Below are 22,769 nucleotides of genomic sequence, written 5' to 3' on the forward strand. Positions count from 1 at the left end.
GCTATGCGCTATGCCGAATTGCTGCTCAAAGGCTATAAACGCTTGCAGCTCAATCAGGTCGAGACATTCATTCTTCGACCCACCCAGATCGTGCAGCTGATCCTGGGTACGAATGGTTCGGGCAAATCTTCCCTGCTCAGGGAATTGACACCGCTACCAGCCAACTCTGCCGATTTCGCCAAGGACGGTAAAAAGGCCATCACCATCGAAGACCGGGGACACACATACGTGTTGACCAATGACTTCGGTGCAGAGAAGAAACACAGCTTCATCAAGGACGAAGAAGAACTCAATCACGGCGGTACGGCCGCGGTCCAGAAGGAATTGGTCAAACAGGAATTCCAGATTACCAACGACACACATGAGCTGGTGACGGGGCTGGAAATCTTCACACAGATGAGTCCGTCGCGCCGTCGCGAGTGGTTCACGCAGCTCTCGGATGTCAACTACGACTATGCGATCTCACGCTACAACCGGTTGCGTGAAGAGTTCCGCAATGTGTCGGGTGCGCTGAAGCTCGACAAGAAGCAACTCGTGGTGGAGCAGTCGAAGGTCATCACGGAAGAGGAGCAGCAGCGCCTCATTCAGGAAGTCCGAGCACTGCACGTGGAGATGACCCGGCTCATTGAGATGCGCTCGCCGATCGAGCGACCCATCGAACAGGTGGATCGGGATCGACTGGCGGCCGAAGAACAGTTGCGCCTTCTCTCGGAGCGCCTCCTGCGCCTTCGAGTTGAAGCGCCAATGAGCATGGTGCGCAATGAGTGGGGCGAATTGCAGCGCGCGACGTTCGCTTCGGTCGGGGCAGTCGACCAGCACGTGGAAAACATCCGGCATCAGATCACGGCGCAGGAAGCCGTGCTCAGCAAGAGCGTAACGGATCACGAAAAGCTCAAGGAGAATGCAGACATCCTGAAGCGCCGTGGGACCGATGGCGTGAAGTCCGTACAGCTTCGCATCACCGCGGCGCGCGAAGCCCGCGACGAGCTTCTAAAGGGGCGTCAGCTGGGGTTGGAAGGGTTCGACCCGCGCGCTGCGCTCAAAGCGCTTGATTCGGTGGACCGGACACTCGAAGGGCTGCTCATGGAGCTGCCCGTCAATGAGGATCAGCGGTTCAGTTCGGCAAAACTCAACGAGCAGCGCGAGATCTCGGGACAGGTCAAACAGCAGCGTACGGCGAAGGCCGCCGAAGTGGCGCATTGGGAAGGCAAGAAGCAGCACCTCGAACAGCACAAGGCAAACGGTCGCACCGAGTGTCCGAAATGCCACCATGTTTTCACGCAAGGGGTGAGCGAAGAAGCGTTCACCGTGCTCACCAATCAGATCGAGAAGGCGAAGGCAGAACTCCGCGGGCTCGATGAAAGGCTTGCCGGTCTGGACGAGGTGATCGGGACCAACCAGTCCTATGGTGAGCTTTTCCGGGAGGTGCAGCTGACCTTGCGCGGGACGCCGGCGCTCAGTCCATTCTGGGATCACGTCCTGGAAACGCGCTTCCTGCAGAGCGCCCCGAAGCGAGTCGTGACCTTGCTGCATGCCTTGCGGCAGGACCTCGAACTGGAACTCAAGGCGCAACGCCACATCGACGAAATCGGCGAACTCCAGAAGCTCCTCGTGCAATCCGAAGAGCTTGGCGACGCCTCGCTCGCCGAGGTGACGCAGCAACTGGGTGAGGCGTCGCTCGTCATCGAGTCGCTCACGAAGGCGCTAGCTGGTGCCCGCCAGCAGTTGCACGCGTTTCAGACGTATCGCCGTCAACTGACCGAGGCTTTTGAGCTGCAGTTCAAGATCGAACAGACGGTCAAGAGCTTTGAGACCTTCACCCACCATCAGGTGGAGACACTGCGTCGCATGGCGATCCAGCGCTGCCTGGAGCAAACGCAGAGTGCACTTGCGCGCAAGGAAGAGATCCTCAACGTCCTCAACCAGCAAAAAGCGATTGTGGCAAATCTCACGCTCACGATCGCGCGTCGCACGCTGGAAGAGGAAGCGCTCAAGATGACTGTGCGCGCGCTCTCGCCCACGGATGGTCTGATTGCTGATGGCCTGCTCGGTTTCATCAAGAGCTTCACGCAGCAGATGAACCAGCTGATCCGCAAGATCTGGGCGTACCCGCTGGAGATCCTGCCGTGCGGGATGAGCAGTGATCGGGGCACGGAACTCGACTACAAGTTCCCGTTGATGGTCGGCACGCGCAGCAACGTCGTTGATGACATCAAGCGCGGCAGCAGCGGGATGCAGGAGATTGTCGATCTCGCTTTCAAGGTGGTCGCGATGAAGTATCTGGGGCTCGATCACGGTGCGCTCCCCCTCGATGAGTTTGGCAAGACACTCGACATGGAGCACCGCACGACGGCCATGCAGGCGGTCAAACAACTGATGGAGACGCGTCCCTTCACACAGTTGTTTTTAATAAACCACTACTCCGAGCTTTACGGATCGTTCACGAACGCCGAAGTCTGCGTGCTCGATTCACGCAATATCGCTGTACCGCAAACCTACAACACGCATGTGACGATGCATTAACTGAGATAGGACCATGAAACACAAAGACTTGACGGAGGCACTCACCGCCCTGAACCTGCGCGCCGGTGAGTTGCAACGCGACACGCTGCGGTTAAGCCTGCGCTTGCAGAGCGAAGGGATCGAGCCCGATGCGAGCGAAGGGGTCGCCGATCGCGATGCACCGACCGCCGTGCAGCCCGGCACCGGAAGCAGCGACGGCATGGCGGAACTGATCGGCGAGATCGATCATGTGCGCACAGAGCTGTTGTCGCACACCCCCTCGGCCGAGGAAGCGCTCACCAAGGCCAAGGATATCTTCCGCAATCAGGCCGAGCGGCGCGGCCAGTCCCATCTGGTCGGTCTGATCGATAAGGTCACGCTCGACGATCTGAAGGGGCGCTTACCCGCGAGCGGCACGGTGGTGCACGGCATTCAGGACAGAAGTACTGCCGCGCCTTCGGAACCGGTCGAACCGGGTCCCACACCGATCTACGATGCGAAGTCGCTGGAGAGCACGGGACTCGAAGGCTTGATCGGTCCAGGCAGCATCTTCCTGAAAGAACTCGACAGCATGACGATCACGGGCGGGTGCGGACGTGTGGGTCTGAAGACGCCGGCGTTCTCCCAGCACTGGGACAACGACGTTCTCACCATCGTGCAGTCGCGTCTGAAGAAGTGGCCGTCGGGCTTCTACCGCGACGAGAAGACCAAAGCCCGCCAACTGATGATCAAGACGGAACACTTCGCGATCGTCCTCGAAGGCTTGCCGGCCAACAATGCCACGCCACAAGTCCTGTGGTTTGGTCGCGAGGGCGGTTTCCAGCCGGTGAATGCTTATCCGGTGCAGGATCGCCAGCGTGTGTTCAACCTGACCAGTATCGCGCTGCGCCAGCTGGCCGTTGAATCCTGATCAAGCTGCCGTCATAGACGCCAGAGAGAGCGCAAAGCTCTCTCTGGCGCTTATGCCGTCTGGTTAGCTACCCGTGGTATTCAGGTCGCACCCGATCTGGAGCATGAATGCAGGGCTCAGGCACTGGGGCAACATCGGAATCCGTGCGCTACTCAACGTGGTCTGTTCCCGAGCATTCACGGTGCGCCAGAGGAAGTTATCCTTGAGCGAGTCTTCCACGGCCAGACTCCACTGCCCGGCATCGAAAGTCGACCAATACTCCGAGACCTTTCCATACCCCAGCACGAGCGGATAGTCTGGCTTGACATAGCTCACGTATGCATTCGGCCACGGAGCAGTCTGTACCGGAACCTGGTTCGTGAAGATCTCCGTGTTATCCAGCAGCACGATAAAGGACTGCGAGAGCGTAAGCAGGGCCTCGATGGTCGCGTCGGACAACATCTCACTGACGGTGAACGCTTCCGGGTTGTTCGGGTTCGGTGTCAGCGGTAGGCTCGACAGGTCAATGAACTTCTTCGACTCGACGTAGCGCTCAAAGAGCGGGTAGTTGTTGAAGTCGATCATGATCGATTGGGAGCCGACCAAGCGAAAGGTTTTCGTATCCAGCACATGTAGATAGCCACCGATCACGAGCATCACGGTCTTGTCCGTCAGGTCCTGCCCGACGTTCAGATAGGCGTGGTTGCAGTAGGACTGCTCGCTCGTCTGTTTGTAGAGCATGCTGCTCGTGATCGGGATGTAGGTGAGTGCGCCCAAATCCTCGAACGAGACGATCCCCAGCTTGTTCTTCCCGCACTGCACGGCGGACTTCATGCCGTTGATCACCCAGATACCGGTTTCATTGTCCGTCTCGAGCAGATGGAAGAAACCGTTGACCGAGACCATGCAGCTCTCAAAGAAAGTCTCGTAACTGATCCCGTCTTTCGTGAGTAACAGATCCGGCTTCGTTGCGGTGACCGCAGGACTGGAGAGCGAAGCCGTGTCCGAGATCGGCTGGATTGTGTAGCCCGCGCGGACGCCATCCTGATAGCGCGCGTATTTCGATTCGAGCGTGGGGATGGTGGTGGACGTCGGTAAGGCCGTGTTGGCCAGCGCCGTCAGGTACGCATTGAACGTTTGCGTCTGATCCGTGATCGTCGACAGGATGTCATTTAAATCGAGGCTCACTTCCCCCGTCACGAACGGGTTGGTCAAGACCGCATAGACCTTGGAGTAGCTTTGCGAGATGGTGAGAAACGTCATGTCGCCCAGATCAATGGCGCTCCACTGCTGGCTACCAGTGAGCGATTTTCCGATTGCGGAGACGAGCGTGTACATGGGTTTTCCTCTTCGGAAATCGAGTCTGTAGATAGCGTGTTTTCGTGCGACCCTTGATGCCGAATGCCCCTGTTTCAATGCCGTTTTATGCACTGTTAGGAGTCCCTAGCGGGCTAGAGCGGCGTACATCGTATAGTCAAGTCGACACAACCATACGATGGGCTTTCCGGATTTTCGGGGGTTTCAAGCATGACCACATCTTCAACTCTTTCGTATCCGTTCGATCCGACGGGTTCGTTGGCGTCGAATCTGATTTCGGGAGAGCAACAACAGTTGGTTGCTCAGAATTTCCGGGATCAGCACTTCATCGTTCCGCAGTTCGCCCCGTTCTTTTCGGATTCGCTGCAGATCACGTATCAGGACACGTCCGGCACCGTCAAGACCTTGGTCGAGGGTGTCGATTATTACGTCACGCACTGGTTTATTTCGGCGTCGCGCTCCTGTGCGATGCCGGTTTATGGCTCGATCAGTTTTATCGATACCGCCCTCGCTGGGCTTGTGTCGCTGAACTATCAGACCGTGGGCGGCGACTGGACCGTCTCTGCCTCCCAGATCGCCACCATCCTCGCCGATACCACGGACAATCCGCGCGTCACTGCGTGGGAGCAGGTGAGTGGTACGCCGTACGCGTTCCCGCCCGAAGCGCATAGCTGGGACATCACAGACCTCGTCGGGATGAGTGATGTCGTGACAGCGCTGGGTGCTATCCAGTCCACGCTGCAAACGACCGGTGGAGCAGGCCTCGCTGCGCACGAAGCTGATCACGATAACCCTCACGTCGTGACCGCGGCACAGGTAGGGCTGGGGAACGTCCAGAACTATGCCGTCGCCGCAGACTCCGACGGCGCCATGGGCACGTCGAGCACGCTCTACATGACGCCCGCGTCAACCGCCGCAGCCATTCAGACGCAGGTGCTGGGACTCATCGAAGGGCACATTGCCAACTACGATAACCCGCACCAGACCGATGCGGACCAAGTGGGTCTTGGCAACGTGCAGAACTACGGCGTGGCTGCCGACAGCGATGCGGCAAGCGCCACGTCAACGACGCTCTACATGACACCGGCCACGACGGCGGTGACCGTGAACACGCTGGTGGGTAACACGTTGTCCGCGCACATCCTGGACTACGACAATCCCCACGAGACGACGGCCGACCAGGTCGGCCTCGGACTGGTGCGTAATCTCACCACGGCCACGAACGACGACGCCGCGGCAGGGACGAGCAACGACCTGTACATGACACCCGCCACCGTGATGGCGGCCATTACCTCGACCGGTACCGCGGGCGCGCTGCAGGCGCACATCACCAACTACGACAATCCGCATGAAACCACGGCGGATCAGGTAGGGGCGTTCTCGCAGGACGAGATCAACACGATGTTGCAGGGCTACGTGAGCACCACGGGCACCGCAGCGAATTCCACTTTGGTCTACAGCCTCACCCAGTCTGAGCTGACGTCGGCCATTCTCGCTGGCACCGCCAACAACGCGGCGAACTTCGGGGGATTGACACCCGCACAGTGGCAGACCTACCTGCTGGGCCAGACCTCGGCGAACTCGACGCTCTTTGGCGACATGAGTGTCGACGACTGGCAGACCTACATCGCCAACGCCACTGTGGCCAACGCCACCCAGTTTAACGGGATGACGGCTTCGGCATGGACGGCGCAAATCGCCGGCATGACGGTCGCCAATGCGACGACGGTTGGTGGTCTGAGTGTAATTGCGCTGACGACGCAGATCCTCGCCGGGTCCGCGGCAAATGCGAACCTGGCTTATGGCCTCACGCAAGCGCAACTCACGACGGCGATTCTCTCGGGCACGGCGAACAACGCCACGTCGCTGGAAAACCTCACGGTCAACCAGTTGCAGGCGCAGTTCATCACGGCGTCGAATGCACAGCTCTGGACAGCAGGCACGGCCGCGGCACAGGAAACGGTCCCCGCGAGCACGGACACAACGGACGCGACGATCTGGACCGCACTGGGCAAGCTGAACATGCCGGGCTCCGCGCAATCGCAGAAGAACTTCCCGGACGTGCAGTGGATCGTCGTTGGGGGAGAGGCGAGTACAGACACGCAAAGCGGCGCATGGCTTGTGCGCTGCTCGGTACGCGATACGACGCAGACCAATAACGTCAACCTCCAGGTGATTAGCCTGATGGGTATCAACACGACGACGACGGTCTTCGGCTACACGATCGATAACTCGGTCGCAAACGCACCCGTACTGACCATCTGGACAAGCGCGCCTGGCGGGACCAACCCGATCACGGTGACGTCGCTCTCGGAGAACAGCAGCGAATTCCAGGCAAGCATCGCCACGGTCGTTGCGGAGCCGAGCGGCATCGTCTACAGCACCGCCGATACGTTTGCGCTCGCCTCCGAGATGAGCAACATGCTCACCCAGTTGACCACGGCGTTCACCGCCCTCGCCAATGCCGTCAATGGCACGAGCGACGGCACCAGCAGCTGACCTGTAGCACAACCACCAGCGTAAGCGACCTGCGGGGTGCAGTACTGCCCTGCAGGTCGTCTATTCCTTGTGCTGAACCTTTCTGATTCGGCTCAAGCCGGAGTTTTAGAACATGACGACAACCGCGATCACGCTTGCGCTGGATAAGACTGGCACGGCTGCAGCAAATCTGATCAGTAACGAGATTCAGGCGATCGGCACACGCGAGATTCGCGCGTTCCCGGTCAACTACGGTCTTTTTTTCCGTGAATCGCTGGTAGTGACCGATGCCGCCACCGGCGCGGTGCTTACGGAAGGCACGCAGTACTACCCGACACAGATGTCATATAAGGAGTCGCTCGATTGCGGCGCCGAGATTGACTCCGTGGTGGTCATCGTTGACCAGACGGTGAGCGCCAGTGTCTCGGTGACCTATCAGGCACTGGGTGGCATCAACAATGTCTCCCAGGTCGCGCTCGATAGCGCGATCGCGTCGCTCGATCTGAATGACGGCGCAGTGACCTGGTCGGAAGTGACGAACAAGTGGTCGAAGTATCCGGTAGCACCGCACCAGCATATTGGTGCCGATCTGTACGGGCTGGAATTCATGGTGAGTGCGCTGACGCGACTCTCCAGTTCGATCCTCATTGGGCAGGGCGCAGCACAGGCCCAGTTGCAGGACTATGCGCAGGATGTCATCGCGGAGCTGGAGGCAGCCATCGCGGCGGCCAACGCGACGCTCACCGCGCATGAAACGAATTACGACAATCCGCACGAGACGACCGCCGAGGAGATTGGCGCGTACACGACCGAGCAGACCACGGCGGCCATTGCCCTCGAAGCAACGAACCGCACGGCAGCCGATAACGCGATCCAGACGACACTCACGCAGCACGAGGACAACGACGATAACCCGCATGAGGTGACGGCACCGATGCTAGGTGGCTATTCGACGACCCAGAGTGATGCGGCGATGGCCACGATGAAGGCGGCAGTGACCGCGAGCATTGTGGCGAACGAAACGCTGATGTCTTCGCACTTCAGCAATTACGACAACCCTCACCAAACCACGACCACCTCGATCGGTACGTGGACAGCCAGTCAGATCACCAGCGCCATCACGGCGGCGGCGACGCCTGCGCAGGCATCGGTGACGTCGTACGAGACCAACCTGAAAGCGCACGAAGCGGACTACAGCAATCCACACGACGACACGGCCGCGGACGTCGGGACGTGGACGTACGACACGATCGAATCGACGATTGTCACGCCGTACGCATCGCACGCGAACAACATGAGCAACCCCCATGACGTGACTTATACGGAATTGGGTGCGTACGCCACAGCGACGATCAACAGCTCGATCTCGTCGGCCTACACAAACATCGTGAATCAGGTCACGGCGCTCAACAGTGAGCTAAGCGCGCATGAGACGAACTACAGCAATCCCCACCAGGACACGCTGGCCAACACCGGTGCCTCGGGGTACACCGCTGCCTATCTGCAGGCGCTGATCGTCGACACGCTCCACACCCCGACTTGATCGCGATATGAGAGAGATGAGATGACTCGCAACATTTATCGATATCCGCTGGATGTCACCGGCACGGCGCAGAGCAACTACGTGACGGGCGAGGAGCACGCCATTGGCGTTGCACCGAATCGAGCGATTGCGCCGACCTACGGCGCGTTCTTCGATGAGAGCGTACAGATCGTTGATCTCAACACGCTCGCCACACTCAATCGCAATCAGTTCCAGTTTCAGAATCTGCACACGGAAGCCACGTCGCTGACCGGGATGGCCGTCTGGGCGATTGTGGTCATCATCGATCCGAACGTGAGCCCGAACGTCAGCTTGACGTACCAGGCATTGGGCGGTGAGCACGGCATGCCATTGGCGGCCATTGCTAACCAGATCCAGACGCTTTCAACCGATGCGCGAACAGTTGCGTTTAGCAACATCACCGACAAACCCAGTACGTACACGCCGGTGCTGCACATGCACGCGATCGGTGACACGTACGACTGGGATTACGTCGTGACGGCGCTGGAGATGTGTCTGAATGCCGTGCAGTTGGCCGAGGCTTCGACCTACGACACGACGCTCGCCTACATCGATGCGCAAGTGGCGATGCGCAATGCCGACATCGCGACGTTTCTGCAGCAGTTGAATACGCACATTGCGAATTACAACAATCCGCACCAGACGACGCTAGCGCAGGTCGATGTGTTTGCGACGACCACGGTGCAAAGCCTGATCGCACAAGAGGCAGCGAGCCGACTGGCAGAAGACACGACGCTCACCAATGAGATCGTGGCCCATGCGACGGACTACAGCAATCCGCACAAGGACACCGCCGCAAACATCGGGGGTTACACGTCGGAAGAAGCCGATGCGAATCTCACAGCGATTTCCACTGCGCTCAATACCACGCTGACAGCAGACGCGGCAACGATGGCGGCACACGTCGCCAACGATGACAACCCGCACCAGGTGACAGCAGACCAGATTGACGGGATGAGCACGGCCGAGATTAACGCGGCAATCAGTGCAGCGATCACGCCGATCGCGACACAGCTCTCGACCGATGAGGCGTCCATGAACGCACACATCGCGAACACGGAAAACCCACACGAGTTGACCCTTGCTCAGATTGGTGCGTGGGACAGCGCTGACATTGCCACGGTCCAGAGCGAGATCAACGCGCACATCGCCAATACGAGTAACCCGCACCAGGACACCGCGGCGCTCGTGGGAACGCTGACGTCGACGCAGATCACAACGGCGATCGCCAACAACTATGTCACACCCGCTGAGAGCTCGTATCTGACGCCTCAGACAAGCAGCTTCAACGCACACGCTGCCAACACGAACAATCCGCACGGTGTCACACCCGCGCAATTGGGAGGCTGGACGTACGCGCAATGGCAGGCGGCGGTGGCGGCGCAAGTCGCGGCGCTGTCGTGGTAGTGGACACGCCGCTCTAGGCGCTAACGGGATTTTTAACCATGTCAGACATTTTGACTTTGCCGCTCGATGCAACGGGCGCGGCACCGACAAATCTGATCACGAACGAGAGTCAGAGCATCGGGACCGATCCGGTGCGGGCATTTGCACCGGACTACGGCGCCTATTACACGTCCAGTCTAAAGATCACGGACGGACTGACGGGTGCCGCGCTCACAGCGGATCAGTTCTTTCTGGCGGCGAGGATGGATCTCCCGACCACGAAGTACGGTGCGCCGCTCGGCACGAAAGTCGCCACCTTGGTGGTCATCACTGACGCCACCGTATCTGACACAGTGCTCGTAGAGTATCAGGCCCTTGGAGGCGGGTACGCCACGCCGCAAACAGCGCTCGCGAACGAGGTGGCCACCTACGAGCCCGCCACGCGGAGCACGGCGTGGCCGTCGGTGATCGATAAAGAGATTGACGCGCCGTCATCGGAAGACCTGCATGACGAGGGTCAGGAGGGGTTGATCACGTTTGAATACGTGGTCCACGCGATCGACCGGATTTCACAACTCGTGCTGATGGGCGATCCGGTGTCCCAAGGCAATGTGCAGACCTACGCCAACGATGCGGAGAATGCATCGGACGCGACGCTGGATGCGGGCATTGCAACGATGGATGCGCACATCGCGAATACCGACAATCCCCACGAGCTCACGCCCGCGCAACTGAGCGCGTGGACGAAGGCCCAGCAGGATGCCGCGATCCTCGTGGAGACGAACAATCGGGAGAGTGCGGACACGACCGTGACCGCGCAGCTGACCAGCCACACGACCAATTACAACAATCCCCACCAGACAACCCTTGTGCAGGTTGGGATGTATTCGGTTGCGCAGGCAAACGCGCAGATCTCCACCGCGCTGACGGCTTTGAACGCGACGGTGAGCAGCAACGCGACGGCGATCAATGCCCACATCAACAATCTCGACAATCCCCACAAAGACACAGTGGCGGACGTAGGGACACTGGCGGTGGCGGACATCCAGGCGGCAATCGCGGCCGCAGCTTCACCTGTGAATCAAAGCGTGGCGAGCGCAGCCAGCACGCTGGCAAGTCACGTTGCAAACGTGAGCAACCCCCACCAGGTGACGCCCGCGCAACTGGGGACGTGGACGGCGGCAGCGCTGCAGACGCTCACGAATACGCTCACGGCACACGTGGCCAATACCAGCAACCCGCACGAAACAACCCTTGCTGATATTGAGGCGATGAGTGAAGCGCAGTTCACGGCAGCGCTGGCTGCAGCGAACACCACCACGGCGGCACTCTACAACAGTAATGCAGCGGCCATTTCGGCACATATCGGGAACTACAATAATCCACACGACACGTCAGCAGAGACGATCGGTTGTGTAGGGTCGTGGTCCCCGCTGAGCACTGACTTGGCTAATGCACAGGCGCAGATCAACGCGTCTGGCTACCAGATCGTCGAGTGCGGTACGCAGTATTACGACATCAACTACTCGGGCTCGAACGCCACCAACTTCGGTACGTCGCTCTACATTGGCCAGGCTGTGGGCGTGTTTGCCCAGTCGGGTGGTGATAACGATGTAGTGGGGACCTGGACGAACCAGCCTTGCCCGGGTGGCGGGACCATCGCGGGACTGTATCGCTACGGTCCTTACCTCAGCATGTACGTGTATGAAGGTTCGCTGCATGGCGTGATCTTCCAGTCTTCATTGGGCGATTACGTGGAGTTCAGCAACGGGAGCTCGTACACCTTCATCTCGGGCTGGACCGTCTACTGCGTGCAGACCCAGGTGAGTCAGCTCAGTGCCTGTACGAGCTACGCCTGGCGGCTCATCGGTTCGCCCACAGAAGCACAACCGCCGTACGGTTACATCAACGGTGCGGCGCCTCCTCCACCCCCGGCCACAGATGGTGGTGGTGGCGATGGCGGTGGTGACACCGGTGACACTGGCGACACTGGTGACGATGGCGATGATGGTGACGATGGTGACGGCGATGGTGACGGCGATGGTGATGGCGATGGTGGTGATGGCGGTTAAAGCGTCCTGCCTGCGTATCTGAACCAGCGCATTCATGCGGCCCGTGCGGGAGCAATCCTGCACGGGCTGTATGCCCCCTTTTTCTTATGAGGCAGACCACCATAACCCGACCCGAAAGTCGAAGGACCACCCGCTATGCCGGCCCCATGCACCCCGCTCAACAAGTCCGCGCAAGATCTGCTGCGCGATCGAATTTTCCACTCCAATGGCTTCCTTGTGCCAAAAACCGGGATGCTGTACGGGGTGCCCAAGGCCGTGACGCCACTCCCTGCGGATGTCTACGAGCGCGATACGGTGATCCGTGTCAGCGTGGATCCGACGGTGCCGTTCCAGCGGTATCGGGGCGAGAAATGCTTCCTCTATAAGCGTACCGATCTCTCAACCCTGACTGCAGTCTCCAGCACACCCACACCGATTGCGGTGGCCAGTTATCCCACCACCACGTATGCCTTGCTGGTGCAGATCAATGCGTACTACGGTCTGCAGCTGACCGAGGATGATGTACAGGACATCACGTACGCGTCGTCTCTCTCACCGATCATGGCAGCAACCACAACGTCCCTGAACTATACGGGCAACCTCACCCTGAACCTGACAGGCACGTCGAGCGTGAGCAGTGACGGTGTTTCCGCCTCCGATGGGGTGACGGCATAGAAGCCAGAGAGACCGACCGGGTCTCTCTGGCCTTATGTCCGTTACTTGGTAATGGTCGTGCTCACAATGCCTGCGTGTGTGAACTGCGACCCGGTGCTCGCGGCCGTGGTTCCTTTGCCCGCAGGATTGGGGACCTGGTAATGCTGACCCGCGACTTCCATGGGAACGCTCGCCGGTGCACCCAGCTGCGCTTTTGCGTGCGCCTCCGCATGGGTCAGATAACCAAGCCCTTCAGGCATGTAGACCGAACGGGCACCCATCGCTTGCGTTTGCGCGGTCGCAAGGGGGTAGGGGTCGGTTACTCCCGCCGGGCGGGCACCCGATGCCACCACGCCGGTTGGCGCAACCGCGGAGTAGAGGTTACGCGTGAGGAACATGGTGTCGTAGAGCGAGCGCACCAAGGTTTCCTCTTCTTCATTGCGCGCGCCGGTCTGCGTGACAATCCACTGCAGTGCTTCGAAGGGGAATGGCGGGAACTCGATTTCACTGGAACGCAGGGGCGAGACGAACTGCTTTACTTCCAGATCGATCTTGACCCACGGGTGATAGCTGCCATCCGGCTTCAGGAAGAAGTCACATTCCCAGACCAGCCCCTTCCCCATGCCGGTCGGAACATCCTTGTCGGCGATCGGATAGCTGTAACGGTCCTTGATCATGCCGCGGTCCGACAGCACGCGAAACAGGTCGAAGTTCGCCTCGGTCGCAGCGATCGGACACTCGTCGTTCGCACCATCCGGGTGGCGGACCTTGGTGGTCATGACGTAATCGGGCTTACCCGCCTTCTTGCCTCGCAACTCCACCGTCTTACGGATACGGATACCGCCCTGACCACCATTCTGCTCGGACTTCGGGATTTTCAACTCCCACTGCTCCTGATGCTCCACTACGGCGTTATAGCCCGGCGGCACATCGACCGGCTCGGCGAGCCGTGCATAGAGGACGTATTCCTTCTCGTCGAACTTCTTGCCATGCGCCGCTTCTTCCAGCGCCAGTTTGAGCAGTGACTGCATTGCCGCTTCCTTTTATCCCGTTTTCAGATCGAGCCAGAGTTCGACGATCTGTTTAGCTGTGTCGAGCATGCCGCTCAGTGCTTGTCCCGAAGAGAGCACCCCCATGTGAACCGCCGTGGCCAAGACCAGGCCGATCATCACGGCAAAGAGGAAGAAGACGAACGCACCACCTAACCAGTAGATCTGGCGTTGCAGCGACTTCGTCTTTTCCTTGAGGACCTTCGGGTCGTACTCGTTCGGGGTGGTCAGATCCTTGGTCGCCTTGCTGTACCGCGCAAGGATGGCGACCTGTTGTTCAGGGTCGAGTGACTTGATGGCGTCCTTCAGGTCACGACCAGTGGAACGCGCATCGAGGTTACGCAGATCCAGGCGCGGGACCGACAGCGCACGGTACGCCAGCACCACCTCGGTAAGCGGGGAAGGGCCGGCGATCTGCCGATCGAGGAGCGACTCGTCGTCGATCCCGCAGAGAATACTGTCGACCAGGTTGCTGGTTTCTTCGTCCATCATGAGCTTGTCTTCGTCCCCGGGGCGCTGGCTGCAGCGGGTGCGACAGCGGTGGCCGGTTGGTTTGCGGCGTTCGCTTTATCGACAATGGCTTTCTGTTGCGTCCACCAGCTACGCAGTTGCGCCTTGTCGATGTTGCAATTGCCGACGTTGACCGTCTGGGCCGAGTACGAGTGGTTCCAGGCGTCTTCCTTGCCTTCGGCCGTCATCGTGGTGTACGCCGTCTTGTCGGGTGGGGGTGCGACCGGACACGGGGTCGTCAGGGTCGACGGCAAATCCGGCATCCAGTTGTTGTATTTGGTCTGCAGCGTGGGCAGGCTCGCCGGACATGCCGTGAGCGAGAGTAAGGCGGCGATGCAAAGCGCTAAGCGCAAGATGTGCTTCATGGTGTTCCTCGTAAGGTTTTGTGTGGGTCCGGAAATGGGCTAGGGTGCCGCGCTCGTAGTGGACGTTGGTGGGCTGGTACTCATCGCAGGGGTGCTGGCAGGCGTCGTGCTCGCCGCGGTGCAGCCCGCTGTGCCCGCTGGCGTGTTGTTGCAATAGGTTTGCCATGCGGCGTCGATTTGTATCGTGCTAATCGCAGTTTCTTCAGCCTGCTGATCCTGCGTAGAGAGGACCTGTGTGGTTCCCTGCGGCTGGTAGTGTTTCTTCACCGCGATGATCTGTGTCTGGGTGCTCGCGTTCACCGCGACTTGCGTCGTATTCGCTGTCGCTTTCTGTGTGGTGTCGGCTGCAGCCACCTGGTCATTCACCTTGCCCGACTGCTGTAGCGTCTTGATCTGTGCAGTCAGGTTTTTGTTCGAGTTCGTGAGGTCGGTGATCTGCTGTGTGGCCTTCCCGGCCTGAGAGATCAGAGACTTGACTTGATGGGCTTCGTAAAGGCCGTACCCACCCAGGCCAAGAATGGCCGCGACGACAAGCGTCCCGATGATGAGGGTGGCATATTCCTTGATCGTGTCTAACATGCTTGTTCCTTGAATTGTTTCCAGACGGTGAGCGCGACGGCCAAAGCGTCGATCGAGTGCTCGTCCAGGTTGTCGAGGGGGATATCCCCGCTGTAACGCAAATCCGGCAAGAGCATCAGCTTTGCCTTGACGCCGTCCTTATCAGCATTGCCTGCTGCACCGACGGCGTTCTTCACCGTGGGTGGATCGAATACGTACAGCTTCTTCCACGCGTCATAACGCATCACTGCATTGCGGATACCGCACATCACCTCTGTGAGTGCAAGTCCGGCCTGCGGGAAACGTTTATTGATGAAGGGGGCTTCTGACCCGATGAGGAAGGGCTGTGTGAAGAGGAACGTGCCGAGCAGTTCTTCCTCGAGTGCGGCAATGCGATTGAGTCGATCACCAAACATCGTGCTGGTCCAGGACTCCCGGTAGTACCGGTCACCCTGCAAGGTGCGAGCATCGCTAGAGACGATCTGAAAATTCGAGAGATCGACCCAGATCGTGCCCACACCCAAGGTGTTACTACCTGGATCGATGCCGATGATCGCTGCGATGGACGACGCCCCGTGGGGCATCGCTATCATGGTCAGCTCGTCGAAGTCAGGTTGTACAGCGGTTCGGTCGAGCCGGTATTCAGGTCGATCGTCACGCCGTTGTTCAGATATTTCATCGGATAGAACGCATCGATGAAGGAGCAGATCTGCGCACAGATCACTTCGGTCATGTTGTACGAGCCCGACGAGCCAGTGACGGTCGTGACCTGATCGACACCCGAGACCAGACCGATCTCGGAGATGATGGCAAGTCGTGCGTCGCCATAGATGATCGTCGCGCAGTTGACCAGCTCCGTCGCATCCTGCGCACTGAACGTCAGCCCCACGACCGACGCGGTCGAGATGTAGTCGCCCGAAACGACGTTGACGGAGTCACTCGAGACAGCCGGTGGCGTCGGATTCAGGTTCGAGGTGGTCGCCGCGTACGGCGTCGTGGTGGTCACGCCCGCCGACACGGTATTCATCGTGATTTCGGCTTCGACGTCGGTGAAGTCCATACGCCGCAGGTAATAGCAGGCGTACTGGATGCCGCCGTACGTCTCCACCTGACGCAAAGCATATTGAGCCTGTTGCGTCGTGGTCAGATCGCTTGTGACCGGACGCATGATGAAGGGCAAATGCTTGAAGAGCGTCGAATCCGTTGCTTCGTGCTGCAGCTCATCCGGCGCCGGAATGTTGTCCGCGCCGACTGCCAGACCATGCGCGCCATTGCCGATGCAGTAGTAGCGCTGTGCCGGATAGATACCGGCCGCTGGCGCGACCCCCGAAAGCACATCGAACTTCTCGTTGAGCGTCGTGTCCGTCATCATCGTGAACGGCAGCTGCTGCAACAAGCAGGTCTGCAGATACGCGCCCCAGGCGGTCCGAGTAGTGGTTTCCATCTTGTATTCCAGTACGAGAGAAGTGTTGAGACGCGCGTCACCCTCATGGATGGGCATCCCATGACACAGGATTTAGAAGCGAAGGTTTTCTTACTGCGATGTGGGCGGCGTATAGACCAGACCACTCAGCGTGGAGACCGGAAACACGTCGGTGATCTGCGCAATGGGCGTGTTGGCGGTGTTGTAGTTGGGGGAATAGACATCCACCAACGATTCAATCTGCTGCTCGGGCGTGAGCGCGAGCCACAGGTCCAGCCCCAGAACCGGGCGCAGCCCCCGGCTATTCGTCGGCAGGGGCGTGGCGGGACGCACTCCGATGCTCGCGATCGGCGCAATGCTGGTGACAAACGTGGGATGTTTGACGGGCCAGACTGTGTTCGCCACCGGGTGGTGAATCGTCGTGACGGCGGACGCACCAAGCATCTCGTTTGTCGCGGAGTTGATGTCGTAGCTAAGCTCGACTGAGCCGGTCACCGTCTCACCAATCACATCCGCGGTCGTGTTGCCGTCGTAAATGACCGCCCCGGCTTCCGTATCCACATCCCCCACGCGCACCATCGGCCAGTCGATGTCTTCGATGGTCGAGGTATTGATCGAACTCAGGTATTGCACGGAGTAGCTGGAGAGCTTCTCCATGATCCCGAGCATCGCCGCCTGGATGTTGGCAAGGGTCGTCGCGGAGTCGAGCGTCAGACCCGTTGCCGCTTCGATGAAGCTCTTGTAGAGCGACTCGTAATCGGCCGCCCCGAATGTCGACACGTCGATGTTGCGTGAATCGAACCACTCAGCGTACGTCTGGCCCGCACTGTCGCCCATCTGAATCCCGCAATCAGCGTAGATGCGCTCCACCATCCCGTAGACCATCCCACGGCGAACGTAGTGCTCCTGGAGGGCAACATAGCCGCGCTGATTGTTGGCCGCTGTCCAGATCTGGCTTGCTGCCGCATAGAACGACGTCACCGAAATCATCGGCACGATCGCGGGCGTCCAGCTCAAGACGTCCTCAGCCATATCTTGTGTCACGAGACTCGTGTCGACCACGGACATCAGGTCGGACACACTGGGGGTCGGTATGCGCTGCACGCGCTTGGCGGTTACCAATGGCACCGGCTCGTCGGTCAGGTCGATCCCAAACGACTGGCAGTAGCAGTACCACATGAAGACGTAGCCGTCCTTCGCATTCATCGGGACGATGGCATCGCCCGTCACCGGGTTGTCCACGACGATATAGGCCGTGTAGAGGCCCTGGCTGCTGAACCAGAGCCAGTGATGCAGAAGGATGTCCTCGAGCTTGTAAGGCGTCGAGTCCGACTCATCGATCATCTGCGAGCTGAGCACCTTCGTCTGGAGCGAGTTCGATTTGCTGTTCTGCATCGCGAACTGGATATCTGACTCGACGAGGGTTTGAATGGTTGCGTTGTCGGTGGCTTCACCTGCCTCGTTGGTGAGCATCGTGTCGAGCGTCCACGTCGTATCCGGCACGAGGTTGTAGCCGAGATTGAGCGGGGTTGCCTCGAAGGTGATGGTCGGCACCAGTGAGGTCGTCGGCATTAACGACAGATCGTGCTTCATCAGGTACGCCGCAAGGGGCACATTGCGTGGCGTCAGGATCTGGGCGATCAGCGTCTGGAACGTCTCCTGACGCCCGCAGTTGCGCTCCAGGTAGTTGATGTTCCGGTAAAGCCACATCGACTGCGAAAGCGTGAGCTGCGGGATGTATTCATCCAGCCCTAGGTGCGAGGCGAGGTATTGCTGCACGTGATAGCTGTGTGCTTCAGCCGTCCCGCAGGCTTCAAGTCGGAACGTCATGATGGCCATGAACAGGCCGAGATACATGTTGGCCAACTGGATCGTCGGGTAAAGCGCGTCACTGATCGCGTACTGCGGATTGATCCAGCGCTGCTTGAACCCTGTCACCCAGTTTTGCAGCTTCGCAATGAGGCTGTATTCATTCTCGTCCACATAGGTGGATGGATAGCCGAGGATCGTGCCGTCATCGGCGTCGATCGCCGTCGTGATGTCCACGGGATAGATGATCCCGAGAATCAGCGATACCTGCGCCGGATACATCGCCACTAGCGCGAGGTATTCACGCGTGCCGTACACATAAGCCGCAGCCGTTGCTGTGTGAATCGTCAGGTTCGCCACCGTGAAGTCAATGACCTCCATGGTGTCGAGTGACGTGACCGTCATCATCGTGTCGGTGAAATGGTACTGCCCCGAGATGTTCATGTAGTACTTCCATGTCGTCGGGTCGGTTTCGTCCACGTAGGACGCTCCGTAGTAGTCCGTCACGTATTGATTGAGGCCATCCACACTCTCCTGCGACTTGATGGCCATTGTTGCAGCCAGGCTCTGGCAGTCACTGACATAGAGCGAATAAACGTTACTGGAATTGGTGGATGCCACGAGGTTGTCCCCAGGAATACAAAAGAGGTTTGCAATGACGTCAAATGCTTATAAAAGCGCCATTGAATTGGCGGGAAGCGGTAAGAAGTTTCCCGTCATGCAGATGGTTCGGCAGGACCCGGGGATGGCAGCAACTATTGCCAAGCTAGTGCCGTCGCAGCACCCCACGCAGTACGACAACGCGGGTAACCGTGAGGTCACGCAGCCCAATCTGTACAACTTCCGCAATACCGCTGAGCAGACCGCGCAGAACGTCAACGACGCTGAAACGGTCATGCAGTTGCTGCCGGACATGGAGCTGGCCCAACAGATTCTGGTGTCGAGCGTGGGCTCTCCCAAGGACATGATGTCGTTGGAGTTGACCTACACACCGCCAGAGGGGCTGATGGCCTCCGATGTCAGCTCGGCTTTAATCGAGCGATATCGGCAGCACTTTGAACAAGTCCATAAAATAAAGCCGCTCATCCCCAAGATGCTGCGCGATATGCTGTTCGCAACCGGCTCGTATGCGATCGCCGTCATCCCGGAAAACTCGGTCGACGAAGTGATCAACGGGCAGGTGCGGCTGTCGATGGAGTCCCTCGCGGATCATCTGTATCCGGACGGTACGGTGAAAACCGTGGGGCTGCTGGGACCGGTACAAACCGAACAGCCCACTGAGACACGGCGCGCCGTGGGTGTCTCGATGGAGTCCTTCACGGACTACCGTTACGACACCAACAAGGACGTTGGTCAGGTGCGTTTTGAGAGTTCGCTGAAGTCGCCGCTGCACACAAGTGACGTGTTCCTGACCGTCACGGACAATCCGACGGTGCTCAAGGTCCCGCAGATCAATGCGAAGATCCGCGAGCAACGCATCATGCAAGCGATTGGTTCGAGTGCGCTGGAGTCGATCGGTTTTGGCCAGCAGTCGCTGACCAAGATGAACGACCGGGAACTCACAGGTCTGCTCTATCGCAACAAGACCTATGGTTACCAGCCAGTGGCCACCGTCAAGACGCAGGAGCAGCTGTCGCGCCGGATGATCGGCAACCCGATGGTGCTGCACATCCCGTCAGAAGCAGTTATCCCCGTGCATGTGCCGGGTAGCCCGAAGCATCAGATTGGCTTCTTCGTCTTGCTGGACGTGGATGGTCATCCGGTCGTGCGTCAGGAAATCACGGACAACTACCAGCAGATGGGGCAGCGCATGTCGACGAGCGGGAATTTCCCCTCGGCCATGCTCACGAAGGTCAAGAGCCAGATGCAGGGCTTTGACATCGGCAACAAGGACCACCTGGACTTCAGCTCGCGCGTCTACGGCGAGATGGTGGAGCAGGATCTGTTGGCGCGGCTGCGTAACGGGGTGTACGGACAGGGTGTGGAGTTGGCAAAACGCGAAGAGATCTACCGGATCATGTTCTCGCGGGCCTTGGCCAAGCAGCACACTCAGATGCTCTTCATTCCGGTCGAATTCATGACCTACTTTGCGTTGCGCTTTAGCAAGGACGGGATCGGCGAATCACTGCTCGATGAAATGAAGGTGCTGAACAGCCTGCGCACCATGCTGCTGTTTGCGAACGTGATGGCGGGGATCAAGAACTCGATCGGGCGCACGGAAGTGAAGCTCAAGTTCGACGAGGACGATCCCAACCCGGAGAAGACGGCCGAGATTGCGCAGGCTGAAATCATCCGCAGTCGCCAGAACTTCCTGCCGCTGGGGGTGAATTCACCAGCCGAGTCCGTGGACTTCATCACGCGTGCCGGGTTTGAGTTCACGTACGAAGGGCACCCAGGCATGCCTGATGTGTCGATTGACTTCGGCGAGAAGAACACGAACTACACACGACCGGATACCGATCTGGAAGATAACCTGCGCAAGCGGGCGATCATGAAGACGGGTATCCCCCCTGAGACGGTGGATGCGGCCTACCAGCCGGAGTTGGCGACGTCGGTGGTCACCAACAACATCCTCCTGTCCAAGCGCGTCATGCAGATCCAGGATGAGTTCCACCCGCAGCTGGCCACCCATATGCGGATCCACGCCATGAACTCCGAGCAGCTCATGACGGATATGAAGGAGATCTTGCGGCAGAACTTTGCCAAGATCCGCTTCTCGCGTGAGGACCATGCGACCGCGCGCAATGGTGCGGTCCCCAGTGCAGACACGAAAGTGCATGCGCCGGTGATCGAGGAAAAGCGCAAGACACCACAGATCAACGATGACCAGAAGGAGTTTCTGATCCAGCAAACGCTGATCGAATTCCTGATGAACATCGAGGTGTCGCTGCCGCGGCCGAACAGCTCGACGCTGGAAAACCAGGTCACAGCCTTGGAGACGTATATCAAGGCGCTCGACATGGGGTTGGAGGCATGGTTGTCCGAGACCTTCTTCACGACGGATACCGCCGGAGATATCGCCGAAAAGATCCAGCCGTTGAAGGAAACGGCCAAGTCATACTTCATCCGGCAGTGGATGTCGGAAAACGGCATGTTGAGCGAGCTTGCGCAGCTCACGACCACCGGCGAAGATGGCAAGCCGCTGATGGACGTGTTCAAGATCCAGGGCGAGCACATCGAACAGTTGAGCAAGACGTTCGGTGCGTTCTTCAAGGACATCATGCCACGCATCAATTCGACGAACGCTGAGTTCAAGAAGGTCGAGGACAAGAACACCACGCAGGGCGGTGGCGCTTCCTCGGGCGGTGGCGACGGAAACAGCGGCGGCGGTGGCGACGACATGTTCGGCGGTGGCGACCAAGGTGGTGAAGGCGGCGGTGGTGATGGCGGCCTCGGCGACATGCCAGACTTTGGTGGCACGGATGACACGTCCACAGGCGGTACGGGCGAAGAACCGGCGGCAGGCGGCGAAGGAGGCGGGAATGAAGGTGCCAATTCGGGTTCGGAAGGGAACGACAACTCGACGAGTGAAAACACCAGCAAGCCCGACAACAACGCCGAAGGCAGCAACGACAGCAATGATGGTGGTGGCGAAGGGAACAACGACGCCAACAACGAAGAGCAGTCGCTGAACGCAGGGACGGATGACGAAGACGAGAAGGATAAGGACAAGGACGAGAAGGACAAGGACGACAAGTCCAAGTCCGACAAGGCCTCGCCGAGTCTCTAAGCGTCTCTGAAACCAAAAAAAAGTGACGGCATACGGCCCACACCCGAAAGGGTGTGGGCTTTATGACGATTGCTTGGCTTACGCGGCGACGTCTTCGAACTCCACGTCGGTCACATCGTCGGGCAGCGGGGCATTGGCTTCGATGATCTCTTCCACCACGGCCGGGTCGGTGCCATAGACAACGCTGGCGATGCCCAGCGTGTCCGGATGGTCCACCGCGAAGGCCACGACCTCTTCGGGCGTGGCGATCTGCTTCACAGCGATCGGTGTGTCGAAGAGCGCCGGGCGTTCGGTGCGAACGAGATCCAGCAGACTCGGGATCTGGCTCACGTTGGCTTCGGTGTCACCTTGGGGCGACTCCACCGTGATGTCGGTAAAGCCAGCTTCCGTCAGGGCGTTCTGCACGACGCCGTAGACGAGGGCGCTGGTCTCGACGTCGCCGCCTTGGACCAGTACTTCGAGCGGTGCGTGTTGATTCGACATG

Annotated in this window: 17 protein-coding genes; 8 read left to right on the top strand and 9 right to left on the bottom strand. The window is 59.1% G+C overall.

Features of this window, described 5'->3' with window-relative positions:
• Positions 1-3 precede the first annotated feature (3 nt).
• Positions 4-2,523, top strand: coding sequence for a hypothetical protein (locus FQ746_RS00960; protein ID WP_144106738.1), 2,520 nt, complete (start codon positions 4-6; stop codon positions 2,521-2,523).
• A gap of 13 nt (positions 2,524-2,536) precedes the next feature.
• A complete protein-coding gene (locus tag FQ746_RS00965) occupies positions 2,537-3,412 on the top strand; it encodes a hypothetical protein (protein ID WP_144106739.1) in 876 nt (291 codons plus the stop codon).
• A gap of 63 nt (positions 3,413-3,475) precedes the next feature.
• Here the strand turns inward: FQ746_RS00965 and FQ746_RS00970 are convergent, their stop codons facing one another.
• Positions 3,476-4,729, bottom strand: a complete 1,254-nt coding sequence (locus tag FQ746_RS00970; RefSeq protein ID WP_144106740.1) for a hypothetical protein — start codon at positions 4,727-4,729, stop codon at positions 3,476-3,478.
• A gap of 189 nt (positions 4,730-4,918) precedes the next feature.
• Here FQ746_RS00970 and FQ746_RS35070 point away from each other — a divergent pair, with 189 nt between their 5' ends.
• The 5 genes from FQ746_RS35070 to FQ746_RS00995 all read left to right on the top strand — a co-directional run bounded on the left by FQ746_RS35070 (position 4,919) and on the right by FQ746_RS00995 (position 12,862).
• Complete coding sequence (locus tag FQ746_RS35070; RefSeq protein ID WP_144106741.1) at positions 4,919-7,207, top strand: hypothetical protein; 2,289 nt, start codon at positions 4,919-4,921, stop codon at positions 7,205-7,207.
• Between the two features lie 112 nt (positions 7,208-7,319).
• Positions 7,320-8,729, top strand: coding sequence for a hypothetical protein (locus FQ746_RS00980; protein WP_144106742.1), 1,410 nt, complete (start codon positions 7,320-7,322; stop codon positions 8,727-8,729).
• 21 nt (positions 8,730-8,750) lie between these two features.
• Positions 8,751-10,157, top strand: coding sequence for a hypothetical protein (locus FQ746_RS00985; RefSeq protein WP_144106743.1), 1,407 nt, complete (start codon positions 8,751-8,753; stop codon positions 10,155-10,157).
• 38 nt (positions 10,158-10,195) lie between these two features.
• The gene (locus tag FQ746_RS34610) at positions 10,196-12,208 is read left to right on the top strand and encodes a hypothetical protein (RefSeq protein WP_186310590.1); all 2,013 of its coding nucleotides are present in this window, start codon (positions 10,196-10,198) and stop codon (positions 12,206-12,208) included.
• 135 nt (positions 12,209-12,343) lie between these two features.
• The gene (locus FQ746_RS00995) at positions 12,344-12,862 is read left to right on the top strand and encodes a hypothetical protein (protein ID WP_144106744.1); all 519 of its coding nucleotides are present in this window, start codon (positions 12,344-12,346) and stop codon (positions 12,860-12,862) included.
• 41 nt (positions 12,863-12,903) lie between these two features.
• On the opposite strand, the gene FQ746_RS01000 is transcribed toward FQ746_RS00995, so the two are convergent.
• The 7 genes from FQ746_RS01000 to FQ746_RS01030 form a co-directional block, all read right to left on the bottom strand.
• The gene (locus FQ746_RS01000; RefSeq protein ID WP_144106745.1) at positions 12,904-13,872 is read right to left on the bottom strand and encodes a hypothetical protein; all 969 of its coding nucleotides are present in this window, start codon (positions 13,870-13,872) and stop codon (positions 12,904-12,906) included.
• A gap of 12 nt (positions 13,873-13,884) precedes the next feature.
• The gene (locus tag FQ746_RS01005) at positions 13,885-14,382 is read right to left on the bottom strand and encodes a hypothetical protein (RefSeq protein WP_144106746.1); all 498 of its coding nucleotides are present in this window, start codon (positions 14,380-14,382) and stop codon (positions 13,885-13,887) included.
• The gene (locus FQ746_RS01010; RefSeq protein WP_144106747.1) at positions 14,379-14,765 is read right to left on the bottom strand and encodes a hypothetical protein; all 387 of its coding nucleotides are present in this window, start codon (positions 14,763-14,765) and stop codon (positions 14,379-14,381) included. Before FQ746_RS01010 ends, FQ746_RS01005 begins: the two co-directional genes overlap by 4 nt.
• A gap of 39 nt (positions 14,766-14,804) precedes the next feature.
• On the bottom strand, positions 14,805-15,344 hold the full coding sequence (locus FQ746_RS01015) for a hypothetical protein (RefSeq protein ID WP_144106748.1): 540 nt from the start codon (positions 15,342-15,344) through the stop codon (positions 14,805-14,807).
• Positions 15,338-15,916: a crossover junction endodeoxyribonuclease RuvC gene (locus tag FQ746_RS01020; protein ID WP_144106749.1), complete on the bottom strand. Its 579-nt coding sequence runs from the start codon at positions 15,914-15,916 to the stop codon at positions 15,338-15,340. Before FQ746_RS01020 ends, FQ746_RS01015 begins: the two co-directional genes overlap by 7 nt.
• A gap of 2 nt (positions 15,917-15,918) precedes the next feature.
• Positions 15,919-16,767, bottom strand: coding sequence for a hypothetical protein (locus tag FQ746_RS01025; protein ID WP_144106750.1), 849 nt, complete (start codon positions 16,765-16,767; stop codon positions 15,919-15,921).
• 90 nt (positions 16,768-16,857) lie between these two features.
• Positions 16,858-19,107 carry a hypothetical protein gene (locus FQ746_RS01030; RefSeq protein WP_144106751.1) on the bottom strand — a complete coding sequence of 750 codons (2,250 nt, stop codon included), beginning with the start codon at positions 19,105-19,107 and terminating at the stop codon, positions 16,858-16,860.
• Between the two features lie 103 nt (positions 19,108-19,210).
• Here FQ746_RS01030 and FQ746_RS01035 point away from each other — a divergent pair, with 103 nt between their 5' ends.
• Complete coding sequence (locus FQ746_RS01035) at positions 19,211-22,285, top strand: hypothetical protein (RefSeq protein WP_144106752.1); 3,075 nt, start codon at positions 19,211-19,213, stop codon at positions 22,283-22,285.
• 78 nt (positions 22,286-22,363) lie between these two features.
• On the opposite strand, the gene FQ746_RS01040 is transcribed toward FQ746_RS01035, so the two are convergent.
• Positions 22,364-22,768, bottom strand: a complete 405-nt coding sequence (locus FQ746_RS01040) for a hypothetical protein (RefSeq protein WP_144106753.1) — start codon at positions 22,766-22,768, stop codon at positions 22,364-22,366.
• Position 22,769 lies beyond the last annotated feature (1 nt).

Origin of the sequence: Paraburkholderia sp. BCC1886, from assembly GCF_900996245.1 — a bacterium.
Lineage (GTDB): Bacteria > Pseudomonadota > Gammaproteobacteria > Burkholderiales > Burkholderiaceae > Paraburkholderia.